Origin of the sequence: Pseudomonas sp. ML2-2023-6 (genome assembly GCF_037055265.1) — a bacterium.
GTDB lineage: Bacteria > Pseudomonadota > Gammaproteobacteria > Pseudomonadales > Pseudomonadaceae > Aquipseudomonas > Aquipseudomonas kulmbachensis.
On sequence record NZ_CP146347.1, the window covers coordinates 4,847,784 to 4,870,163 of the forward strand.

The 22,380-nt window shown below is 58.6% G+C and carries 20 protein-coding genes; 4 read left to right on the forward strand and 16 right to left on the reverse strand.

The window, feature by feature from the left end; translation table 11 throughout:
- Positions 1 to 104 precede the first annotated feature (104 nt).
- Together V6L79_RS22495 and V6L79_RS22500 are read right to left on the reverse strand one after the other, a co-directional pair.
- On the reverse strand, positions 105 to 3,170 hold the full coding sequence (locus tag V6L79_RS22495) for an efflux RND transporter permease subunit (protein WP_338579535.1): 3,066 nt from the start codon (positions 3,168 to 3,170) through the stop codon (positions 105 to 107).
- A gap of 5 nt (positions 3,171 to 3,175) precedes the next feature.
- On the reverse strand, positions 3,176 to 4,276 hold the full coding sequence (locus V6L79_RS22500; protein WP_261739469.1) for an efflux RND transporter periplasmic adaptor subunit: 1,101 nt from the start codon (positions 4,274 to 4,276) through the stop codon (positions 3,176 to 3,178).
- Positions 4,277 to 4,366: 90 nt separating this feature from the next.
- On the opposite strand from V6L79_RS22500, the gene V6L79_RS22505 reads away from it, so the two are divergent.
- Entirely contained in the window at positions 4,367 to 5,008 is a 642-nt protein-coding gene (locus V6L79_RS22505; protein ID WP_321834387.1) for a TetR/AcrR family transcriptional regulator, read from the forward strand.
- 99 nt (positions 5,009 to 5,107) lie between these two features.
- Here the strand turns inward: V6L79_RS22505 and V6L79_RS22510 are convergent, their stop codons facing one another.
- Positions 5,108 to 5,890 (reverse strand): class I SAM-dependent methyltransferase, encoded by a 783-nt coding sequence (locus V6L79_RS22510; protein ID WP_261739471.1) that lies wholly within the window; start codon positions 5,888 to 5,890, stop codon positions 5,108 to 5,110.
- A 93-nt stretch (positions 5,891 to 5,983) separates the two neighbouring features.
- Between V6L79_RS22510 and V6L79_RS22515 the strand changes: the two genes are divergently transcribed.
- Positions 5,984 to 6,604 (forward strand): energy transducer TonB, encoded by a 621-nt coding sequence (locus tag V6L79_RS22515; RefSeq protein WP_261739472.1) that lies wholly within the window; start codon positions 5,984 to 5,986, stop codon positions 6,602 to 6,604.
- Here V6L79_RS22515 and V6L79_RS22520 read toward each other — a convergent pair.
- The 5 genes from V6L79_RS22520 to ppc all read right to left on the reverse strand — a co-directional run bounded on the left by V6L79_RS22520 (position 6,601) and on the right by ppc (position 12,341).
- A complete protein-coding gene (locus V6L79_RS22520; protein ID WP_338579536.1) occupies positions 6,601 to 7,470 on the reverse strand; it encodes a DUF72 domain-containing protein in 870 nt (289 codons plus the stop codon). The genes V6L79_RS22515 and V6L79_RS22520 overlap by 4 nt on opposite strands.
- 3 nt (positions 7,471 to 7,473) lie before the next feature.
- A complete protein-coding gene (locus V6L79_RS22525) occupies positions 7,474 to 7,770 on the reverse strand; it encodes a hypothetical protein (RefSeq protein ID WP_261739474.1) in 297 nt (98 codons plus the stop codon).
- Positions 7,771 to 8,003: 233 nt separating this feature from the next.
- A complete protein-coding gene (gene tsaB, locus V6L79_RS22530) occupies positions 8,004 to 8,681 on the reverse strand; it encodes a tRNA (adenosine(37)-N6)-threonylcarbamoyltransferase complex dimerization subunit type 1 TsaB (protein ID WP_261739475.1) in 678 nt (225 codons plus the stop codon).
- 95 nt (positions 8,682 to 8,776) lie between these two features.
- Complete coding sequence (gene adk / locus V6L79_RS22535) at positions 8,777 to 9,424, reverse strand: adenylate kinase (protein ID WP_261739476.1); 648 nt, start codon at positions 9,422 to 9,424, stop codon at positions 8,777 to 8,779.
- A gap of 286 nt (positions 9,425 to 9,710) precedes the next feature.
- A complete protein-coding gene (gene ppc, locus V6L79_RS22540) occupies positions 9,711 to 12,341 on the reverse strand; it encodes a phosphoenolpyruvate carboxylase (protein ID WP_261739477.1) in 2,631 nt (876 codons plus the stop codon).
- A gap of 270 nt (positions 12,342 to 12,611) precedes the next feature.
- On the opposite strand from ppc, the gene V6L79_RS22545 reads away from it, so the two are divergent.
- Together V6L79_RS22545 and V6L79_RS22550 are read left to right on the forward strand one after the other, a co-directional pair.
- A complete protein-coding gene (locus V6L79_RS22545) occupies positions 12,612 to 13,025 on the forward strand; it encodes a DUF4398 domain-containing protein (RefSeq protein ID WP_395247637.1) in 414 nt (137 codons plus the stop codon).
- Positions 13,026 to 13,091: 66 nt separating this feature from the next.
- Positions 13,092 to 13,871 carry an OmpA family protein gene (locus V6L79_RS22550; protein ID WP_261739478.1) on the forward strand — a complete coding sequence of 260 codons (780 nt, stop codon included), beginning with the start codon at positions 13,092 to 13,094 and terminating at the stop codon, positions 13,869 to 13,871.
- Between the two features lie 206 nt (positions 13,872 to 14,077).
- Here V6L79_RS22550 and V6L79_RS22555 read toward each other — a convergent pair whose 3' ends face one another.
- The 8 genes from V6L79_RS22555 to V6L79_RS22590 all read right to left on the reverse strand — a co-directional run bounded on the left by V6L79_RS22555 (position 14,078) and on the right by V6L79_RS22590 (position 22,343).
- On the reverse strand, positions 14,078 to 14,398 hold the full coding sequence (locus V6L79_RS22555; RefSeq protein WP_261739479.1) for a hypothetical protein: 321 nt from the start codon (positions 14,396 to 14,398) through the stop codon (positions 14,078 to 14,080).
- Positions 14,395 to 15,306 carry an alpha/beta hydrolase gene (locus tag V6L79_RS22560; RefSeq protein ID WP_321836537.1) on the reverse strand — a complete coding sequence of 304 codons (912 nt, stop codon included), beginning with the start codon at positions 15,304 to 15,306 and terminating at the stop codon, positions 14,395 to 14,397. The genes V6L79_RS22555 and V6L79_RS22560 overlap by 4 nt, the downstream gene beginning before the upstream one ends.
- 181 nt (positions 15,307 to 15,487) lie before the next feature.
- Positions 15,488 to 16,765: a flavohemoglobin expression-modulating QEGLA motif protein gene (locus V6L79_RS22565; protein ID WP_395247638.1), complete on the reverse strand. Its 1,278-nt coding sequence runs from the start codon at positions 16,763 to 16,765 to the stop codon at positions 15,488 to 15,490.
- A 43-nt stretch (positions 16,766 to 16,808) separates the two neighbouring features.
- Entirely contained in the window at positions 16,809 to 17,357 is a 549-nt protein-coding gene (locus V6L79_RS22570) for a hypothetical protein (RefSeq protein WP_321834399.1), read from the reverse strand.
- Between the two features lie 12 nt (positions 17,358 to 17,369).
- Entirely contained in the window at positions 17,370 to 18,074 is a 705-nt protein-coding gene (locus V6L79_RS22575; protein ID WP_261742489.1) for a TetR/AcrR family transcriptional regulator, read from the reverse strand.
- Positions 18,075 to 18,336: 262 nt separating this feature from the next.
- Positions 18,337 to 19,839 (reverse strand): lysine--tRNA ligase, encoded by a 1,503-nt coding sequence (gene lysS / locus V6L79_RS22580; RefSeq protein WP_261739481.1) that lies wholly within the window; start codon positions 19,837 to 19,839, stop codon positions 18,337 to 18,339.
- Positions 19,840 to 19,955: 116 nt separating this feature from the next.
- A protein-coding gene (prfB, locus tag V6L79_RS22585; RefSeq protein WP_261739482.1) for a peptide chain release factor 2 occupies positions 19,956 to 21,051 on the reverse strand; the annotation gives its coding sequence in 2 pieces (ribosomal slippage) (positions 19,956 to 20,978 and positions 20,980 to 21,051; 1,095 coding nt in all).
- A 290-nt stretch (positions 21,052 to 21,341) separates the two neighbouring features.
- On the reverse strand, positions 21,342 to 22,343 hold the full coding sequence (locus V6L79_RS22590) for a PleD family two-component system response regulator (protein ID WP_261739483.1): 1,002 nt from the start codon (positions 22,341 to 22,343) through the stop codon (positions 21,342 to 21,344).
- Positions 22,344 to 22,380 lie beyond the last annotated feature (37 nt).

Here is a 22,380-nt window from a genome sequence, read left to right on the forward strand (position 1 = left end):
TTTTCGGATTCAGTGCAGTATCTTCAGACTGCTGTGGCGCTCCAATATCCCCCAATCGGCCCCCTCACCCTCGGGGAGAGGGTTGGGGTGAGGGGCTTTTGCCTTTAAACCTTCCTCACCTTGAACCACGCCGCATACAAAGCCGGCAAAAACAGCAGGGTCAGCGCAGTCGCCACGATCAGCCCGCCCATGATGGCCACCGCCATCGGACCGAAGAACACGCTGCGTGACAGCGGGATCATCGCCAGCACCGCCGCCAGCGCGGTCAGCACAATCGGGCGAAAACGCCGCACCGTCGCTTCAATAATCGCCCGCCACGGGTCCAGCCCCGCCGCTTTGTCCTGCTCGATTTGATCCACCAGGATCACCGAGTTGCGCATGATCATCCCCGACAGCGCAATGGTGCCCAGCATCGCCACAAAGCCGAATGGCTTGCCGAACAGCAGCAGGAACAGCGTCACACCGATCAAGCCCAGCGGCGCCGTCAGAAACACCATCACCATGCGCGAGAAGCTGCGCAGCTGCACCATCAACAACGTCAGCACCACCACGATAAACAGCGGCACACCGGCTTTCACCGAGTCCTGACCACGGGTGGAGTCTTCAACGGTGCCGCCCACTTCCAGCAAGTAACCATCCGGCAACTCGGCGCGTACATCTTCAAGGGTCGGCAAAATCTGCTGTACCAAAGTTGCGGGTTGCTCCTTGCCATAAATGTCCGCACGCACGGTCACGGTCGGCAGGCGGTTGCGGTGCCAGATAATGCCCTCTTCAAAGCCATATTCCAGGGTCGCTATTTGCGACAGGGCCACGCTCTGGCCATTGTCGGTCGGCACTGCCAGGCTCGGCAGCAATGACAGTTCAGTGCGTTCGTGAGGCGTGCCGCGCAGCAGAATCTCGATCAACTCGTTGTCTTCGCGGTACTGACTGACGGTTGAGCCAAGCAAGGTGCTTTGCAAAAAGCGCGACAGGTTGGCCGTGCTCACGCCCAAGGCCCGAGCACGGTCCTGATCGACATTGAGGTACACCACTTTGCTCGGTTCTTCCCAGTCCAGGTGCACGTTCACCACATAAGGGTTGTCGCGAACCTTGGCCGCCACCTTGCGCGCCAGTGCCCTTACCTCTTCGATATGCTCACCGGTGACCCGGAACTGCACCGGATAGCCCACAGGCGGGCCGTTCTCCAGACGCGTGACCCGCGACCGTATTGTCGGAAACTGCTCGTTAAGGGTGCTAATCAACCAGGTGCGCAGGTTTTCGCGGTCCTCGATGGTCTTGGCCAGCACTACAAACTGGGCGAAGCTGGCCGCAGGCAACTGCTGATCCAGTGGCAGGTAAAAACGTGGCGAGCCGGTCCCGGCATAGGCCACGTAGTTGGCGATCCCAGGGTGATCCTTGAGCAGCGCTTCGAGCTGTTTGACCTGATCGGTGGTGTTGCTCAACGAAGCGCCTTCGGCCAGTTTCATATCGACCATCAGCTCCAGACGGCTGGACGCCGGAAAGAACTGCTGAGGGACGAATTTGAACAACACTACCGACCCCAGGAACAGCAGTACGGTCAGTGCTATCACGGTTTTGCGCCGCGTCACGCACCACTCCACCAGCCGTCGAACCCGCTGGTAAAACGGTGTCGCATAGGGGTCAGGCACGCCAGCTCCGGTGCCGTGCTTGGCGGCATGGATCTTCGCCAGATCCGGCAACAACAGCGCGCCCAGGTACGGCACAAACACTACTGCCGCAACCCACGACGCCAGCAGGGCAATGGTCACCACCTGAAAAATCGAGCGGGTGTATTCACCCGTGCTCGACTGCGCCATGGCAATCGGCAAGAAACCCGCAGCGGTAATCAGCGTACCGGTGAGCATCGGGAACGCAGTGCTGGTCCAGGCAAAGCTCGCCGCCTTGAGCCGGTCGTAGCCCTGCTCCATTTTGATCGCCATCATTTCCACTGCAATGATCGCGTCGTCCACCAACAGGCCCAGCGCCAGCACCAGAGCACCCAGGGAGATTTTATGCAGCCCGATGCCTAAGTAATGCATAGCGGCAAAGGTCATTGCCAGCACCAGCGGAATGGCCAGCGCCACCACCATGCCAGTGCGTATACCCAGCGAGAAAAAACTCACCAGCAACACAATAACCAGTGCTTCCACCAGCACCTGCACAAATTCGCCAACGCTGGTTTTCACCGCCGCAGGCTGATCAGAGACCTTGCCCAATTGCATGCCGGCCGGGAGATGCTTCTGGATTCGTTCAAACTCGGTGTCCAGCGCCTTGCCCAGCACCAGAATATCGCCGCCATCTTTCATCGCTACAGCCAGACCAATTGCGTCCTGGCCCATAAAGCGTATACGCGGCGCAGGTGGGTCATTAAAGCCACGACGCACATCGGCAACATCGCTGATCCGCAAGGTGCGCTCGCCTACGCGAATCGGGAAATGTTCGATCTCTTCGACCGTTTTGAAATTACCGCTGACGCGCAATTGCACACGTTCGGCCGGGGTTTCGAAGAAGCCCGCAGTCGACACCGCATTTTGCTCTTCAAGTGCCTTTTGCACCGCCGCCAGTGGCAAGCCCAGGGTTGCGAGCTTGAGGTTGGAAAGCTCGATCCAGATTTTTTCGTCCTGCAGCCCCAGTAGCTCGACCTTGCCTACATCCTTGACCCGTTGCAGTTGGATCTGGATGCGATCGGCGTAGTCCTTGAGCACTGCGTAGTCGTAACCTTCGCCGCTTAAACTGTAGATATTGCCGAAGGTGGTGCCGAACTCATCATTGAAAAACGGCCCCTGCACATCCGGCGGCAAGGTGTAACGGATGTCACTGATCTTTTTGCGGACCTGGTACCACAACTCCGGAATCTGGTTTGAGTGCATCGAGTCGCGTGCCATAAAGGTCACTTGCGACTCACCAGGGCGCGAAAACGAGACAATCCGTTCGTATTCGCCCGTCTCCATCAGTTTCTTTTCAATACGCTCAGTGACTTGGCGCGAGACTTCTTCAGCCGTGGCACCCGGCCACAGGGTTCGAATCACCATGGCTTTGAAGGTAAACGGCGGGTCTTCGCTTTGGCCTAATTTGGTGTAAGAAAGCCCGCCGACAATTGCCAGCAAAAGCATCAGGAACAGTACGATTTGGCGATTGCGCAACGCCCATGCGGAAAGGTTAAAACCCATGGGGATTACTCCTTCGCCGCAACATTGATCGCCCGGTTGGAGCGATCAATCGGCCGCACCTCCTGTCCCGGGTGCAACACATGCACCCCGGCGGCAACGATCCAGTCATCGGCCTTGAGGCCTTCGAGTACCGGCACGCTTTTCTCGCCAAACGGTCCTACACGCACGGGGACCTGCTCCAACTTGTTGCCCTGGCCGACGCGCCACACGTAGGCTGCACCGTTCTCGGCAGTCAAGGCCGACAAAGGTACCGACAACGTGCTGACGCCTTCGCTCTGAATAAAGACCCGGGCGCTTTGGCCCAATTCGGCAGGCACTTTGCCCGCAGTGAAGGCGATACGGGCAGCAAAGGTGCGCGACTTTGGATCGGCCGACGGTGACAGTTCTCGAATACGTCCACTGAAGCGCTGGCCGGGTTGCGACCACAGCTCCACCGCTACCGGCAAACCGATCTTGAAGCGGCCAAAGTCCTGCTCCGGCAGGCTGATCAGCACTTCACGTTCGCCATCGGCAGCCAAGGTGAACACCGTCTGCCCGGCATTTACCACTTGCCCGACTTCGACCTGACGCTGAGCGATCACACCATCTTGTGGCGCACGCAACACGGCGTAGCTTGCCTGATTGCTGGCTACGTCCTGCTCGGCCTTGAGCTGCTGCAGCTTGGCTTCACCCGAGCGGTAGAGGTTTTCGGCGTTGTCGAACTGCGAACGGCTGACCATCTGCCGATCCAGCAGGGTCTTGTAGCGATCGCGTTCAGCCCGTACCAGATTCAGGTTGGCCTGCCCGGCGGCCACTTGAGCACGGGTAGCGTCCAGTTGCAGGCGTACGTCTTGCGGGTCCAGCTCGGCCAGTGGCTGATTCGCCTTGACCCGCTCGCCTTCGTCAACCAGACGTTTGGTGACTTTTCCGCCAATACGAAACGCCAACTGCGGGTCAAAACGGGCCCGCACCTCACCAGGATAACTTTGGTTCGCCTGCGCCGAAGGCTGCGGTTGCACCACCATCGCCGGGCTAATGCTGATTTTGGCAGGCTCTTCATGCCCACACCCAGATAATAAAAAAACCAGACACAGAGGCACAGCGCGGGGCAAGGCATGGCGCAACATGGTGACGACCTTTCGCTAATGGGGCTTGGAATATTTATACTGACCAGCATGTTATTAATACCAAACTCACCAGTCCAGTAATAAACGGATATGCCTGACCATCATTTACCCCCCAATGCCCTCGGCCGCCCCAAGGACCTGGCAAAACGCCAGTCGATCCTTGACGCCGCCAAAACCCTGTTTTTGACCAATGGCTATGCCAATACCAGCATGGATGCGGTTGCAGGCCTGGCGGGCGTGTCAAAACTGACGGTCTACAGCCACTTCACCGACAAGGAAACGCTGTTTTCTTCGGCGATCATGTCCAAATGCACTGAGCAATTACCGGAACTGTTTTTTGAGTTACCCGCAGGCAAGCCGATAGAGGCGGTGCTGTTGAATATCGCCCGCGGCTTTCAGGGGCTGATCAACAGTGAGGAGTCGCTGAACCTGCACCGCCTGATGGTCACCCTGGGCAGCCAGGACCCCAAGCTGTCGCAAATTTTCCTCGAAGCGGGCCCCGAGCGCGTGGTTCACGAGATGGAGGGGTTGTTGCGCAAGATCGATCAGAGCGGTGGGTTGCAGATAGACGACCCTCACTACGCGGCGGAGCACTTCTTCTGCATGCTCAAGGGCGCACCCAACTTTCGCCTGCTGTTTGCCGGCGGCGAGCCGCCGGGCCCCGAAGCGAGCGAGGCCCATGTACAGGAAGTCGTGGGGATTTTCATGCGGGCTTATCGGCCGTTCCTGTAGACACTCGGTTGTTGCTCCCGTGGGAGCGAGCCTGCTCGCGAAGGCCGTTCGCGAGCAACCACGGTTAAGGTTCTCTGCTGGCGCTGCCCAAGCTTTGTATCAGGGCTTCAACGCCTTCTTCGGATAAATATCGTATCGGCTCGATTTGCCATCCAATGCATGGCTCGGCTTTGGCCCTGCAATGCACGGCGCCTTGCGTGGGCGCTTGACCACCACCCGGTGAGTCGCCAGCGCCAGCGCCGCTTCAAGCAGGGCCGGGGCATCATTGTCATCACCGACTAACGGGCGAAACAGGCGCATCTCTTTCTTCACCAACGCGGTTTTCTCACGATGCGGGAACATCGGGTCGAGGTAGATCACCTGCGGCGGTTCGCCTTCCCAGTTGCGCATCACTTCAATCGAATTGCCTTTAAGCAAGTGCATGCGCGACACGATAGGCGCCACTTCAAAATCATCCAGGCCACGAGCCAGGCCGTCCTCAAGCAGCGCGCCAATCAGTGGTTGGCGTTCGATCAGGCTCATTTCACAGCCCAGACTCGCCAGAACGAACGCATCCTTGCCCAAACCCGCTGTGGCATCCAGCACCCGCGGGCGTACGCCCTGCTGGATGCCTACCGCCTTGGCAATCATCTGCCCGGTCCCGCCGCCGAACAAACGACGATGGGCCGCGCCGCCTTCCACGAAGTCGACCCGCACTGGCCCCGGCGCATCCGGGCCCAGTTGCTGCAATTGCAAACCCTGGGCGCTCAACTGCAAGGCGAACTGCGCATCCGGCTCGTCCAGAGGCAAACCCAGGCGCTCAGCCCATTGCTCGGCCAGGGCCTGATAGGCCTCGTCCAATGCCTCGACTTTGATACGACAGCCCGCTGCTTGCTCAATCATCTAAAAACACGCCCAAAAATTTAATGATCGGCAAAGACTGCCGATAAATGAAATATCCGCCATTTTGCCAGAGCCGGGCGTTGTCCGAGAGCTATGTCAGACATTCATTCCACATCCATCGGCTTTATTGCGCCAATTGGCGACTTTGGCCGACACAATTCGCAGATCACGGGCAGCGTCAATCACCTGTGGAAGGACTTCTACGCCCAAGCATTGGCAGAACAGTCCGGCACTGAAGAGTTTGCAGCGATAGATGTGGCCAACCTGGCCAGGGATGTAAATGCCGAGCCCCGTGGCGGGAGTGAGGTACTGGGTACTATCGTGACCCAGCGCCATTGCGAAGTTCAGGACACCGAGCTGCGCCCGCCGCAAGCTCTGTTTTTGCCCATTGCCGAATTCGAACTGGACCTGCTGCCACCGCCAGCCGTGCCCTACCCGGCTGAAGATCTTATCGCCCAACAGCAGCAACAGAATTTCAACAAGACCTGGGTGCGGCCGCTGGTCATGGCACAGGGACATCCGCTGCCCGCCCCAGGCCCGGGGCCTGAGCCACGCCCACTGCATCTGCCGATTGCAGAATTCGAGCTGGACCTGTTGCCACCCCCTGCCGAGCCATTCGACACCATGACCCTGATCGAGCAACAACGGGCAATGGACTTCGATCTGGGCTGGGCCCGCCCATTGGTGGTCAACAACCTGCGAATGGCGGCTTAAAGCAGGCCCAACTGTTCCACCGCCGTCTGCTGATGCAACTCAGGCAGTGCGGGCAGCCCCGGTAACCTTGCACTCAGTTGCCGATGAAAACGCCGCGCCAGTTCAGGCGCGCGGTGATTGTCCGGCGTGTGCAGAAACACATATGGCGTGCGCCCTTCCTCGATCCAGCCCGCGACTTTTTCAATCCAGGGCAACAAATACGGATCATTGGCCTCCAGCTCCGGGCGACCAATAAACCGCACCTGCGGGAATTGCGTGAAGGCTGCCGGGCGCGGAGGCACTTTGGGCTTTTTCGATTGCGCGTGAAGCACCGCAGGATCGGTCGAGGTGCAACTGAACAGTGCGCGCGGATCAAGGCAGATACGCTCGACCCCGCGATCCATCAGCAGGCGATTGAGCAAGCGCTCGGCATCGCCCCTGGCAAAGAACTCCGGGTGACGCACTTCAACGGCCAGCGGGCACTCCAGAGCGTCTATAAAGCTCACCAGCTCGGCCAAACGATGAGGGCCGAAGCTAGCCGGTAGTTGTAGCCAAAACGGCGCTACGCGTGCTCCCAAGGGCCGCAACAACTGCAGGAAGCTTTCTGCTGCCGCTGTTTGCTCACGCAAATCACCGCCATGGCTGATTTCCCTCGGGAACTTGGCGGTAAAGCGAAAGTGTTCCGGCAGGCTTTGCGCCCAGCGCTCGACCGTGGTCGGTGCGGGCCTGGCATAGAAGGTAGTGTTGCCTTCGACGGCATTGAAGACCTGCGCATACAAGCTTAGAAAATCGGTCGAGCGAGCGTTCTGCGGGTACAGGCCTTCGCGCCAGGCGTTGTCACTCCAGGACGGGCAACCAAGGTAATAAGGCAGAGGTATTTGAGTCATGGCTCAAATATACAGGTCCAGCCCTAGCACTTGGGTTTCCCATTCAACAAAGCCTGCGGTGGTCAGGTAGCTGGCAAGGGCACTGGCTGCGTTTTTGCTCATGGCACGTTGGAAGATCATGTCCTGGGAGCGCACTGGCAACTGGCTGATGCGGTCGCTGGATGAGGACGTACGGGTAGCTTGCGGAGCGCTTTCGAGCGGAACTTCACTGTCCTCAACCGACTCATCAAGCAGCGGCTGGCCTTTACGCGGCTTGCGCTTGATCGGGTAGGACTGGGAAGAAAAGCCGTCAATGCGCATGGCAGCAAGCTCGGTAGCGATAGTTACAATTTAGCGGCGCCAGGCTGACTAAGCAAATGAGCCAGCGATTGGTTGCGCGGTGCAAACAATATGCGTAGCAGCTGCCGAGGTACGAAGGCTGCGTTCGGCGGCGAAGCCGTCGTGAATTCAAGCGCCCCAGTGTGTCAGATACAATGAGAGCTCAGGTTTTACGACGGCTTCGTACCTCGGCAGCTGCTACAGGGCAGCGGGGTTTAGCGCTCGGCTTTGGGTGTCGCCACCTTGTCACGCAGGTACACCGGCTGCGCGTCATCGGCGCGGATGGCTTCGCCACGGGCCCAGGCAAATCGGGCCAGGGTCAGCAGGTCTTCAGCGTGGGGCAACATGCCCGTATCCATCGCGTACGGCTTGACCTGCAAACGCTCGGCGTAACCCCAGCCAGTGCCCGCGCCAAACCAGTCGCCTGTGGCGCCATCGGGCAAGGTGGCAGCCTCGGGCGCCAAGACGGCTTCAGCGCCTTGCAGACGCATTTCCCCCGCCTCTTCGCGATAGCAACCCCAATACACTTCATCCATCCGCGCATCAATGGCCGACACCACTTGGGTCGCGCCGTGCTCGCGATGGGCACGCTGGGCCAGTACCGCCAGGTTGGAGATCGGCAACACCGGGCGTTCCAGCGCAAAAGCCAAGCCCTGTACCACGCCAATGGCAATACGCACGCCGGTAAAGGCACCAGGCCCACGACCAAAGGCAATGGCATCGACTGCCGACAGCTCGATACCCGCCTGAGCCAACAGCTCTTTAATCATCGGCAACAGCTTTTGCGCGTGCAGGCGCGGGATCACCTCGTAGTGGCTCGTGACCTTGCCATCGTGCAACAGGGCAACAGAACAAGCTTCAGTCGCGGTATCCAGGGCCAGCAAGGTGCTCATCGGTGTTCCCGTCAGAATCAGAATTGGAAATAGTGCAGCAGTATAAACAACAACAGCCCGCAAGCGGGCTGTTGTGATGACGCAAAATCGACTTATCAGCTCAACGCTTCAAGCACCTTGGCAGTGATCGATTCTACCGAGCCAACGCCTTCAACGTGGCTGTACTTCGGCTTGCCATGGGCAGCAGCCAGCTTCTGGTAGAAGTCCACCAGCGGCTTGGTTTGCGAATGGTAAACCGACAGGCGATGACGAACGGTTTCTTCGGTGTCGTCCTTGCGCTGTACCAGGTCTTCGCCAGTGGCGTCGTCCTTGCCTTCAACCTTTGGCGGGTTGTAGACGGTGTGGTAAACGCGGCCCGAAGCTTCGTGTACACGACGGCCAGCAATACGCTGAACGATCTCTTCGTCTTCTACTGCAATTTCCAGCACGTGGTCCAGCTCGACACCGGCTTTGACCAAGGCTTCAGCTTGCGGAATGGTGCGCGGGAAACCGTCGAACAGAAAACCGTTTACGCAGTCCGGCTGAGCAATACGCTCTTTGACCAGGTTGATGATCAGGTCGTCGGAGACCAGACCACCGCTGTCCATTACGCCTTTGGCGATCAGGCCCAGCTCGGTGCCGGCTTTAACGGCTGCACGCAACATGTCGCCAGTGGAGATTTGCGGGATGCCAAATTTTTCAGTGATGAACTTTGCCTGAGTACCTTTACCGGCCCCGGGAGCTCCCAGCAGAATTACGCGCATCGATGTGCTCCTCAAATTTTTTATTTAAATGACAACAGACTCGCCTCTTTGGGCCAGTCTCAAAATCGGGTTATGGCTATCAAAACGGCCAAGGGCTGATCAAGATACACAGCAGGCCCGGCCCACACAAGACGCCAAAAGTAGGAAAAATTACAGCTAAACGGGCCTGTGCGGCCGCGTGTCACAGGTCTCAACCCCACAATAAAGTGTCGCGCCCGCGCAGGAATCGGTAGCAACTCTGCCCGGTCCCCACGCCCCCTGGCGCGACATTGGCCGCTCTTTTGCCTTAGCCGGTGTTGCGCAAGCCCGCCGCGATCCCGGCCACAGTTACCAGTAATGCCTGTTCCAGAGGGCTGTCCTGGGCTGCTTGCTGGCGACGCGAGCGCGCCAGAAGCTCGGCCTGCAATAGATGAAGAGGATCAAGGTAAGTGTTGCGTAAACGAATGAATTCAAGGGTCTCCGGGCTATGCGCCATCAACTGCGCCTGACCGGTCAAACCCAGAACCACCGCGCACGCCTGCGACAATAAGTCGCGTAAGTGCGCACCCAATGGCAGCAGTTCCGGGCTCACCAAACGCTCGTCGTAGAGCCGGGCGATATCGGCATCGGCCTTGGCCAGGACCATTTCCAGCATGTCGATGCGAGTGCGGAAGAACGGCCACTGCTCGCGCATTTGCGCCAACTGCTCGCCTTCACCGCGTGCCAGCGCCTGGCTCAACGCGGTTTCCCAGCCCAGCCAGGCGGGTAGCATCAGGCGGGTCTGGGTCCAGCCGAAAATCCACGGGATGGCCCGCAGGCTTTCAATCCCGCCTGCCCGACGCTTGGCCGGACGGCTGCCCAACGGCAAACGGCCCAACTCCTGCTCCGGGGTGGATTGGCGGAAGTACTCGACGAACTGCGGGTTATCGCGCACCACCCCACGGTAGGCCTTGACCCCGTCTGCCGCCAACTCATCCATCAGCGCCCGCCAACCCGGCTCCGGCAGGGGTGGCGGGAGCAAGGTGGCTTCCAGTACAGCGGCCAGATACAGGTTCAGATTTTGCTCGGCGATATCCGGCAGGCCGAACTTGAAGCGAATCATTTCGCCCTGCTCCGTAGTACGGAAACGCCCCGCCACCGACCCCGGCGGCTGCGACAGAATCGCCGCGTGGGCCGGGCCACCGCCACGCCCCACGGTGCCGCCGCGACCATGGAACAACAGCAGCTCAACGCTTTGCGCACGGCAGATATTGACCAGGGTTTCCTGCGCTCGATACTGCGCCCAGGCCGCCGCCGTGGTGCCCGCGTCCTTGGCCGAATCGGAGTAGCCAATCATGACTTCCTGCGGGCCATGCAAACGGGCGCGATAACCCGGCAGCAACAGCAAACGCTCGATAACCGGACCTGCATTGTCGAGATCCGCGAGGGTTTCAAACAGCGGTACCACACGCATCGCACGCTCAAGCCCGGCTTCTTTGAGCAGCAGTTGCACCGCCAGCACATCAGAAGCGGCTCCCGCCATCGAAATCACATAAGAACCCAGCGAGGCCCCCGGTGCAGCGGCCACTTCGCGGCATGTTGCCAGGACTTCGGCGGTGTCGGCACCGGGTTTGAAGTAGCCCGGCAGCAGCGGTCGGCGGTTGGCCAGTTCGCGCATCAAGAAGATCAAGCGCGCTTCTTCGTCCCAGTCCTCGTAACGGCCCAGACCCAGATAGTCAGTGATTTCCGTCATTGCCGCCGTGTGGCGAGAGGCGTCCTGACGCACATCGAGACGCACCAAGAACAGGCCAAAGGTTACGGCCCGACGCAGGCAATCAAGCAATGGACCGTCAGCAATGACGCCCATGCCACAGGCATGCAGGGACTGATAACACAGTTGCAACGGCGCCAGCAGATCGCGATTGTCCTGCAACACCGCCTCGGGAGCGCTCTGGTTACTGCTCAGCGCGCTCTGGGCCCAGCTACGGGTAGCGCGCAGGCGCTCACGCAATTGCTTGAGCACGGCCCGATACGGTTCGCCGCTCTCCCCTGCTACGGCCAGCAACGCGGGCGTGGCTTGCTGCATCGAAAGGTCAGCCGCTAGTTTGTCGATATCGCGCAGATACAGATCAGCCGCCATCCAGCGCGCCAGCAGCAGCACCTCACGGGTCACAGTGGCCGTGACATTGGGGTTGCCGTCACGGTCGCCGCCCATCCAGGAAGCAAAACGGATCGGTGCCGCTTCCAGCGGCAAATGCAGCCCGGTGGCCGCATGCAGAGCCTTGTCCGCCTTGCGCAACATGTGCGGCACCGCGTGCCATAACGAATGTTCAATGACCGCAAACCCCCACTTGGCCTCATCGACAGGCGTGGGACGAGTACGACGGATTTCTTCGGTGTGCCAGGCTTCAGCGATCAACCGCTGCAGGCGCTGTTCGATCTCGGTTTTTTCCGCGAGGGTCAGGTCACGATGGTCCTGGGCAGCCAGTTGCTCGGCAATTGCATCGTACTTTTGAATCAAGGTACGCCGGGTCACTTCAGTGGGATGTGCGGTGAGCACCAGCTCGATTTCCAGACGGCCTACCTGACGCGCCAGCGACTCGGCACTATGCCCCTCGGCCAGCAGCCGCTCGAGCAACTGCGGCAACACCAGCGCCTCGAAAGGCTCGGCCTGCCCCTCTTCACGCCGGTGGATGAGCTGGTACTGCTCGGCGATATTGGCCAGGTTCAAAAACTGGTTGAACGCCCGCGCCACCGGCAACACTTCATCGTCGCTCAGGGCATCCAGAATCGCACTCAACTCTTCGCCTGTAGTGCCGCGCCGATCGGCCTTGGCTCCCCGGCGAATAAGCTCGATCTTGGCGAGAAATTCTTCGCCGTATTGGTCACGAATCGTATTACCCAACAGCTCACCCAGCAGGTGAACATCATCGCGCAAGCGTGCATCAATATCGGTCATCAGCAGTTTCTCCAGCGGTATCCGGGGACAGCTCGTGCCCCAAGAGTGCGTTGCAAACGCTGTTTCTGGCAAGCCATCCGCGCCGCCGTACCAGAAAAATGCGCTGACCGAACGGTCAGAATTCTTTTAGGCCATATGCCATCTTTTATTGAACTATTCAAAAAACGCTCCGGTCACAGCCATTAACCATCACCGCTGGAACTCGTGTTCCAACACTCCGGGTGACGCCACCAGTCGTGATGGAATTTGCTGTTTCTAAGGAGTTTCCCAATGGAGTTGAAGACCATGATGACCCGCACTGTCAAAACCACCTCACCACGCCTGCGCGGGCTAAAACTGGCTGCGCTGGCAATCGGCACCAGCTTCGTTTTGGCTGGATGTGCTGGCAACCCGCCGTCGGAACAATACGCAGTGACTCAGTCGGCCGTGAATAACGCCGTGAGCGCGGGCGGTACTGAATATGCGCCGGTGGAAATGAAGTCTGCCCAGGACAAGCTCAAGCAAGCCGAGCTGGCCATGCATGACAAAAAATACGACGAGGCCCGACGCCTGTCCGAACAAGCTGAGTGGGACGCTCGCGTAGCAGAGCGCAAAGCCCAGGCGGCCAAAGCCGAGAAAGCTGTTCAGGATGCTCAGAAAGCCGTGCAGGAATTGCGTCAGGAAGGCATGCGCAGCGTTCAGTAAACGCTGCTGTTTTTTCACTGCACCCGACAACACAGCATTCCTAATCGATAGAAAGGACTAAATATCATGCGCAATACAGTACTGATCCCTGCCCTGTTGGCCCTGAGCGTTGGCCTGGCGGCGTGCTCGCACCAGCCAAACGTCAATCTGGAAAACGCCAAGACCAACTTCTCCGGCCTGCAAACCAACCCTGAAGCCACCAAGGTTGCAGCGCTTGAAACCAAGGACGCCAGCGAATGGCTGGACAAGGCTGAAAAGGCTTATCTGAACAAGGAAGACGAGTCCAAGGTTGACCAGTTGGCCTATCTGACCAACCAGCGTATTGAAGTGGCCAAGCAAACCATCGCGTTGCGCACCGCTGAAAACAACCTGAAAAATGCCGGTGCTGCACGCTCCCAGGCATTGCTTGATGCCCGTGATGCGCAGATCAAGCAACTCAAGGGCATGAACGCCAAGCAAACCGAACGCGGCACGCTGGTCACCTTTGGCGATGTGCTGTTCCAGTTCGGCAAGTCCGATCTGCAACCCAACGGCATGCGCAATATCAACACCTTGGCTGAGTACCTGGTCCAGAACCCGGATCGCAAGGTGATTGTCGAGGGTTACACCGACAGCGTCGGTTCGGCAGCTTTCAACCAGACCTTGTCTGAGCGTCGTGCCGAGTCTGTGCGTAATGCTCTGGTGCGCAAGGGTGTAGACCCAACCCGTATCGTGGCTCAGGGTTATGGCAAGGAATACCCGGTTGCGAGCAACGCCACCGATTCGGGCCGAGCTCAGAACCGCCGCGTTGAAGTGACCATCTCCAACGACAACCAGCCGGTAGCACCACGTTCCTCGATGCAATAAGCCCATGCAAAAAGCCCCGCCTGAGCGATCAGGCGGGGCTTTTTGCTTCTGTACGAACGCGGGCAACTCTGCGTAGCAGCTGCCGAAAGCTGCGTTCGGCGGCGCAGCCGTCGTAAACACTGAAAGCACGGTTTAGCTGAAAAAACGCGAGTTCAGGTTTTACGACGGCTGCGCCGCCGGACGCAGCCTCGTTCCTTCGGCAGCTGCTACAGCTTCGGTGTTTCCTGGCCCAGGCAACGCACCGCTTGTTTCTTGTTATTGACCAATACCCCGGTCAGGCCCTTCTGCTCGGTGTCGAACAGTACGATGATGCCGTCGATGCACTGCGCCACCTGGTTGGCTGGCGTGAGCGAGACTTTGTAGTCTTCACCGGGAATGGTCTTGAGCATGGTGAAGTCGCTGAGCAACAACGCATCTTCAGGCTTGGCGAAGTGCAGATAGCCGTAGTACCACAGAGCACCCACGGTGCCGATGATGCTGCAGATACCTGTGATGATCAGGGGGATGGCGTTGCGTTCTTCACTCATTGTTGGCTCTCGGCTTCAAGTTCGGTGTTCGGTGAGGCGGGGTAGTTGGGAATTTCGCCCAAGCGCCGCACGCCATTAAAGTGTTGCGGGTCATCCAGGTAGCGCAGCATCACCTGACGCCAGGTTGGGTCGGCAAACGTCTGGACGTGACCGCCACGCGTCAGTTGCAGCACCTTTGGCGGGGGCGCAGCTTGATACAGGCGCAAGCCATTGGAAAGCGGCACGATCGGATCATCCAGGCTGTGGAAAATCAGCAGCGGCACGCCGCCCATTTGCGGCATCGCATAAACCGCACTGTCGGCGTCGGGCACCAGCCATGACAACGGCACTTGCAACGGCCAGGTCAGCCAGGACGTGCTCAAGGCAAACTGCCCTACTTCGCGGTAACTGGCCGGAACGCCATCAAGCACCATCGCCTTGATTCGTGCCCGTTGCTGCGGATGTTCACTCAGGTAGTGCACGCCCATCGCGCCCCCCAGGCTCTGCCCCAGCACGATCAGTGGCTGACCTCGAGTTTGCGGTTGTTGCTGCAACCAGTCGAAAGCCGCGTCGATGTCCTGATACACCGCAGGCAAACCCGGTGAGCCCTGCGACAAGCCGTAACCGCGATAGTCGAGCATCAGCACTTGATAGCCCTGCTCTGGCAGCCAGGCAGTAGCGCCCAAGTGGTAAGCCAGGTTGCCGCCATTGCCGTGCAGATGCAGCACCGTGCCCTTGAGCGGCACGCCTTTTTTGGCCGGTAGCCACCAGCCACTCAGGCGCGTGCCATCGGCGGCAGTGAGGGTCACGTCACGATAGTCCAGGCCTGCCGCCGCCGGAGTAATCGGCTGGCCGGGCTCGGGGTAAAACAGCAATGAGCTGCATCCGCTGAGGGTCAACAGCAGGCAGAGTGCAGCCAGGGTTTTCATCTGAGTTGGCACCAGTTGCGAAGGTTGCATTACTTGTAGCAGCTGCCGAAGGCTGCGTTCGGCTGCGCAGCAGTCGTAAAACCGGCAGACGCCGTTGACCTGAAACACCGCGAAACCCGATATTGCGATGGCTTCGCCATCGAACGCAGCCTTCGGCAGCTGCTACGGTTCACGGTGTACGTTACAAAATATTCGAGTAGTCCGCTTCAATACGGTCAAGGCTCAGGTGGTTGAGGAAGTTGGAGAAACACATCCAGGCCGAGAGCGCATTCATGTCGCGGAACTGATCCGGCAAGTATTTGGGCGCAACCACCAGCCCTTCATCCACCAACTGACGCAGGGTGCGCATGTCTTCCAGCGTGGTTTTGCCACAGAACAGCAGCGGCACTTGCTCCAGCTTGCCTTTACGCACGGCCAGCTGAATATAGTTGTAAACCATGATGAAGCCTTTGAGGTAGGACAAGTCTTTGGTGAATGGCAGGCCATTGGGCACTGATCCACGGAAAACTCGGCTCGCGTTGCCATAACTTTCTGGCATCTCAAAACCTTGCTCACGGAAGAACTCATACACCTGCATAAAGTCCGCGCCCTCTTCCACCATATGAATGGCGCGAGTGCGGTTGGTCAGCTTGCGCAGCCGGCTCGGGTAGGACGCAAAGGTGATGATTTCCATCAAAATCGCCAGGCCTTCCTGGGTCACCGTGGACGACGGCGGGCCCTTGGACAGAAAGGTACAGATTGGCTGGTTCAGACCGTTAAGCGTGGTACCCACATGCACCAGGCCCTCATGCACTTCCAGGGCCCGCACATCACGTTCGTTAAACATCGCATCGGTGCGGATCTTGATGTAATCGGCACCCGCTGCCGCGTCCGCAACAATGCCATCGGACTCAAACACCCGGATGGTTTCCTCTGCCTCACCAAATACCTTGTTCAGGCGGCTTTGCAGCAGGTTCACCGCATCTTTGGCGGTCAGGGTCTTGGCTTCGTCCTTGAGCGCGCCGTGGCCGTCGATATTGTCCAGGTAGTCGGACATCATCAAGCCCAGATCGGCCAAGGTCGGATCACCGGCATGGAACGCGTCCGAGGCGGCGCCATACAGTTCCTGGGAAATCAGCCCGAAGTCTTCAGTACCGCGCGCTTCAAGCATGCGCACCACCATCCGGTACTCCTTGCACATGCGGCGCATGATCTGCCCGACCGGGTTGAACTGGCCCAGTTGGCGGGTGATGTCGCGCTCGATGTTCTGGAACTCGGACTTCACCGCGCCCGAGTCAAAGGACAACGGTCGCCCCAGATAATAATCGCGGCTGACCGCAGGCATTTCCTTGCCTTTGGCCTTGAGAAACCCCTGGCGGATGCTGTCGTCCCACTTCACCGCATCCAGTACGCGAATCGGGGTTTGTGCCAACACGATGCGGTCAGACAAGGTGCGGATCGTGCGCTGGTAGTCGTCCACCGGCAGCTTCCTTTAATTAAGAGCGTGCTTGTAATCAAGAACGTTATTTGGCCGCGCGTTTATAGCGGGCTGCTTCGACAAATACGTCGGAATTGGCCGGGTCGTCCAGGTAGGCAAAAACATCGGCCGACGGGCTTTTGATCAAGGTGCCAGGGCCTTCTGCGGTTTCGACCGGATCACCGCTCAACACGGACTGGCCGATAGCCTGCTTGATTTGATCAAGGTCCAGATCGTAGATCACCAGCTCACCGTTATCGGTCAACTCAAAACCGCTCAGCGTGTGATTGCCGCCCAGTTTGGCCGGTATTGCAGCCGAGGCATACCAGCGACTGCCGTGGCGAGCAACGATAAACACATAACGCTCACGGGCCTTGGGTTCGCCCTTGGGGTAGACCACGGCCTGGTATCGGGTTTTGTCGATGGCACTGATCTCAAGATTGCGTGCTTGCCCCCAGGCATCCTTGCTGACCCACTTGCCCAGCAGCTGTTTAGGCGCTGGCTGTGGCGCAAGCGGCGCCTGGCTAAAGGTCACAAGACAACCGTTCAACATCAAAAACGACAATGCCATAAGCATCACGCGCCAAGCTTTCATGCCTGCATCCTTCTATAGAGCGGCCAGCACCAAGTGCATGTAGCGCGTAAGAATAGCCAGCCGGTCGTTATCCGCCTCAGGCTGCGCGCCATCAAGTAGGGCCTGATACTCCATCCGACCGATAATCGCCGTCAAGACTTTGGCATCCTGCTGAGGTTGCCTGGAGCCTAGCACTTCGAAGATCTGGCCGGCGCCCTGCAGGAAAATCTGCTGATGCGAACGTACCAGCACCGCCAGCCGTGGGTTGAACAGTGCCGCCTGATGAAAAGCCTGCTCGGCCATCAGATGCTCGCGACGGGTAAGCATTTGATGCTGAAGATAATCAGCGGTCATCTCGGCGATTTCATCCGCCAGTACGGCACGGGCCCGTTGGCTGCCATCGCCCTTGGCCACCAGGTAGCGCAACTTGCCTTCGGTGCTTTGCCAAAGCTTGGCCATGAACGCAGCACTGCGCTCCACGTACTGAGCGAAGGTGTCATTGAGCAGGTCGTCAATGTCCTTGAAGTAGTAGGTGGTTGCCGACAGTGGCACCCCGGCCTCTGCGGCCACAGCCCGATGCCGTACCCCGCGCACACCGTCGCGGACCACAATGCGCATGGCGGCATCGAGGATCAGTTGGCGGCGCTGCTCGCTGCCATGCCGGCTGGCCTTGCGGCCTTGGTATTGAACACTTTCAGCTACTGCCACGGCGACATTTGCGGCGCCTTCCGGAGACACGACAAGGTTCACGATAAATTCCTTTTAACGTTGATTAACACTCTGTAGATACTCTGTTCCAGGTCAAGCGTGGGAGCGAGCCTGCTCGCGAATGATCTTCGCGAGCAGGCTCGCTCCCACGCTTGAAGTATCTCTGCCGCTGCCGAAGGCTGCCATGGGTTGGGTCTGCGGCCCTTGTCGCAGCCTTCGGCAGCGGCTGCAGGACCCTACATCCCGGGCAATAAAAAGCCGCCTCAAATCGGCGGCTTTTTATTCTGGTGCGTTACGCTTGTGGGCGCATGTGCGGGAACAGGATCACGTCACGAATCGACGGTGAGTTGGTCAACAACATCACCAGACGGTCGATACCGATACCTTCACCGGCAGTCGGCGGCATGCCGTATTCCAGGGCACGTACGAAGTCTGCATCGTAGTGCATGGCTTCGTCGTCGCCTGCGTCTTTATCCGCGACCTGAGCCATAAAGCGCTCAGCCTGATCTTCAGCATCGTTGAGCTCGGAGTAGGCGTTGGCGATTTCACGACCACCGATAAACAGCTCAAAACGGTCAGTGACGTTCGGGTTTTCGTCGTTACGACGAGCCAGCGGCGACACTTCGAACGGGTACTCGGTGATGAAGTGCGGCTGTTCCAGCTTGTGCTCGACCAGTTCTTCGAAAATCATCACTTGCAGCTTGCCCAGACCTTCAAAGCCCAGCACCTTGGCGCCAGCTTTTTTGGCGATGGCGCGAGCCTTGTCGATGTCGTTCAGGTCGTCAGCGGTCAGCTCGGGGTTGTACTTGAGGATCGAGTCGAACACCGACAGACGTACAAATGGTTCGCCGAAGTGGAACACTTTGTCGCCGTACGGCACGTCAGTAGTGCCCAGAACCAGCTGCGCCAGTTCACGGAACAACTCTTCGGTCAGGTCCATGTTGTCTTCGTAGTCGGCGTAAGCCTGATAGAACTCCAACATGGTGAATTCAGGGTTGTGACGAGTCGAAACGCCTTCGTTACGGAAGTTGCGGTTGATCTCGAACACCTTTTCAAAACCGCCTACCACCAGACGCTTGAGGAACAGTTCCGGCGCGATGCGCAGGTACATGTCCATGTCGAGAGCGTTGTGATGGGTTTCGAATGGCTTGGCCGCCGCGCCGCCCGGGATGGTTTGCAGCATCGGCGTTTCCACTTCAAGGAAGTCGCGCGCCATCAGGAAGCTGCGGATGTGGGCGATGACTTGCGAACGCACACGGAAAGTGTGACGCACGTCTTCGTTGACGATCAGGTCAACGTAACGCTGGCGATAGCGCTGCTCGGTGTCGGTCAGGCCGTGGTGCTTGTCCGGCAGCGGGCGCAGGGATTTGGTCAGCAGGCGCACGTCGGTCATTTCAACGTACAGGTCGCCTTTGCCGGAACGGGCCAGGGTGCCAACAGCAGCGATGATGTCGCCCAGGTCCCAGGTTTTCACAGCGGCCAGGGTTTCTTCCGGCAGGGTCTTGCGGTTGACGTAGACCTGGATGCGACCGGTCATGTCCTGGATCACCATGAACGAGCCACGGTTAAGCATGATGCGACCAGCAACCTTGACCGGGATGGCGGCTTCGGCCAGCTCTTCCTTGGTCGCTTGCGCGTACTTCTTCTGCAGGTCGGCGCAGTAGTTGTCACGGCGGAAGTCATTCGGGAAGGCATTACCCTTGGTGCGCTCGGCTGCAAGTTTTTCCTTGCGCAGGGCGATCAGGGCGTTTTCTTCCTGTTGCAGGTCTTGCGGATCGAGTTGTTGGTCGCTCATGTCTTAAAAAATTCCATCACAGGTTCGTTACCCCCACCTTGCGGCGGGGGGAAGCGGGCTTTAGCACGCCTTTTGGGCATCGCACTGGCTTCGCACTTTACGGTTGGTCGCTCGACTTACAGCCCTTGTTTCAGGCTGGCTACCAGGTACTCGTCGATATCGCCGTCGAGCACCTTATCGCAATCACTGCGCTCGATATTGGTACGCAAATCCTTGATACGCGAGGCGTCAAGTACGTACGAGCGGATCTGATGACCCCAGCCGATATCCGACTTGGTGTCTTCCAGCGCCTGGGAAGCGGCATTACGCTTCTGGACTTCCTGCTCGTAGAGACGCGCGCGCAGCATTTTCATCGCGGTGTCTTTGTTCGCATGCTGCGAACGTTCGTTCTGGCAGCTCACCACGGTGTTGCTCGGTACGTGAGTAATACGTACGGCGGAGTCGGTGGTGTTTACGTGCTGACCACCCGCACCGGAGGAGCGATAGGTATCGATCCGCAGGTCCGAGGGGTTGATGTCGATTTCGATGTTGTCGTCGATTTCCGGCGAAACGAATACAGCCGAGAACGAGGTGTGACGACGGTTGCCCGAGTCGTACGGGCTTTTGCGGACCAGACGATGGACGCCAATTTCGGTGCGCAACCAACCAAATGCGTACTCGCCCTTGATATGTACGGTCGCGCCTTTGATCCCGGCAACGTCACCGGCAGACAGCTCCATGATGGTGGCATCGAAGCCGCGCTTGTCGGCCCAGCGCAAATACATCCGCAACAGGATATTGGCCCAGTCTTGCGCTTCGGTACCACCGGAGCCTGCCTGAATGTCCAGGTAAGCGTTGTTGGCGTCCATTTCACCGCGGAACATGCGGCGGAATTCGAGTTTTTCAAGGGCTTCGCGCAGACGTTCCACCTCAGCGGCAACGTCATCTACAGCGGCCTGATCTTCTTCCTCGGCGGACATCAACAGCAGGTCTTTGGCATCGGCCAGACCGGTGTGCATCTCATCAAGGGTTTCAACGATCTGCGCCAGCAGGGAGCGCTCGCGCCCCAGCTCCTGGGCGTACGAAGGGTTGTTCCAGACACTCGGATCTTCAAGCTCGCGATTGACTTCAGTCAGACGCTCATGCTTTTGATCGTAGTCAAAGATACCCCCGAATGGTTTCGGAGCGCTCTGACAGGTCCTTGATGCTGTTAAGGATCGGGTTGATTTCCATGGCTGGCGGCACTCGTAGGCGATTTTTACAAAGCCGGGGAGTATACCGTAAACCAAGCACATCAGCAGCCCGCCTGGCGGGGTTATGGGCAGGAAAATCAACACAAACCGCATCGCCCCAATCGCGAGCAAGCCCGCTCCCACAGATGATCCGGGAGTGATAGCTTATTGACGCATTCCGTCAGCAATCTCATCTTTCCTATGGGGACAAGGTCCTGGAAGGATGTACGCGGTATTCCAATTAACACTAAAACCCTGTAGCCGCTGACGAGCAGCGGCTACAGGAGTGGGTTACTCGATCCCCACCTGGTTACGCCCATTTTTCTTGGCCAGATACAGCCCCTTGTCTGCCGCCGAAATCAGCTCGCGGCAATTGCCGCCCTGTTGCGGGGTCATGGTCGCCAGGCCAATGCTGATGGTCAGGCACTGACCCGCTGTCGGCGAAATATGCGGGATGTTCATGGCTTCGACCGCCATACGCAGCTTTTCAGCTACCAGCCGGGCTCCGCCCTGCGAGGTATTGGGCAGTACGATGGCAAATTCCTCGCCACCATAACGGGCTGGCAAGTCAGACGGTCGGCTGCTGGCATCGCGGATGGCCGAGGCCACTTTGCGCAACGCTTCGTCGCCGTCCAAATGACCAAAACTGTCGTTAAAGGACTTGAAGTAGTCGACATCGATCATCAACAACGACAACTGGGTTTGCTCGCGCATGGCGCGGCGCCACTCCAGTTCCAGATACTCATCGAAGTGCCTGCGGTTGGACAGCCCGGTCAGCCCATCGGAATTCATCAGGCGTTGCAGCACCAGATTGGTGTCCAGCAACTGCTGTTGACTGACCCGCAACGCACGGTAAGCCGCATCACGCTGCAACAGCGTCATGTAAGACCTTGAGTGATAGCGAATCCGCGCCACCAGTTCGATGTTATCCGGCAGTTTCACCAAATAATCATTGGCCCCAGCCGAGAAAGCCGCGCTTTTAATCAGCGGATCCTCCTTGGTGGAAAGCACAATGATCGGAATATTCTGGGTCGCCGGGTGATTGCGGTACGCGCGCACCAGGGTCAGACCGTCAAGCCCCGGCATCACCAGGTCTTGCAAAATCACCGTCGGCTTGATGCGGATGGCCTGAGCAATAGCCTGATGCGGGTCCGCACAAAAGTGAAAATCTATATTTTGCTCAAGAGCAAGCCCACGGCGTACGGCTTCACCGATCATTGCCTGATCGTCTACCAGCAATACCATGGCCGAGTTTTCGTCAGTTTTGACGTCGTCCAACTGCAAGTCATTCATGCGCGTTCACCTGAATTACAACCTTCAAGCCAGTCCT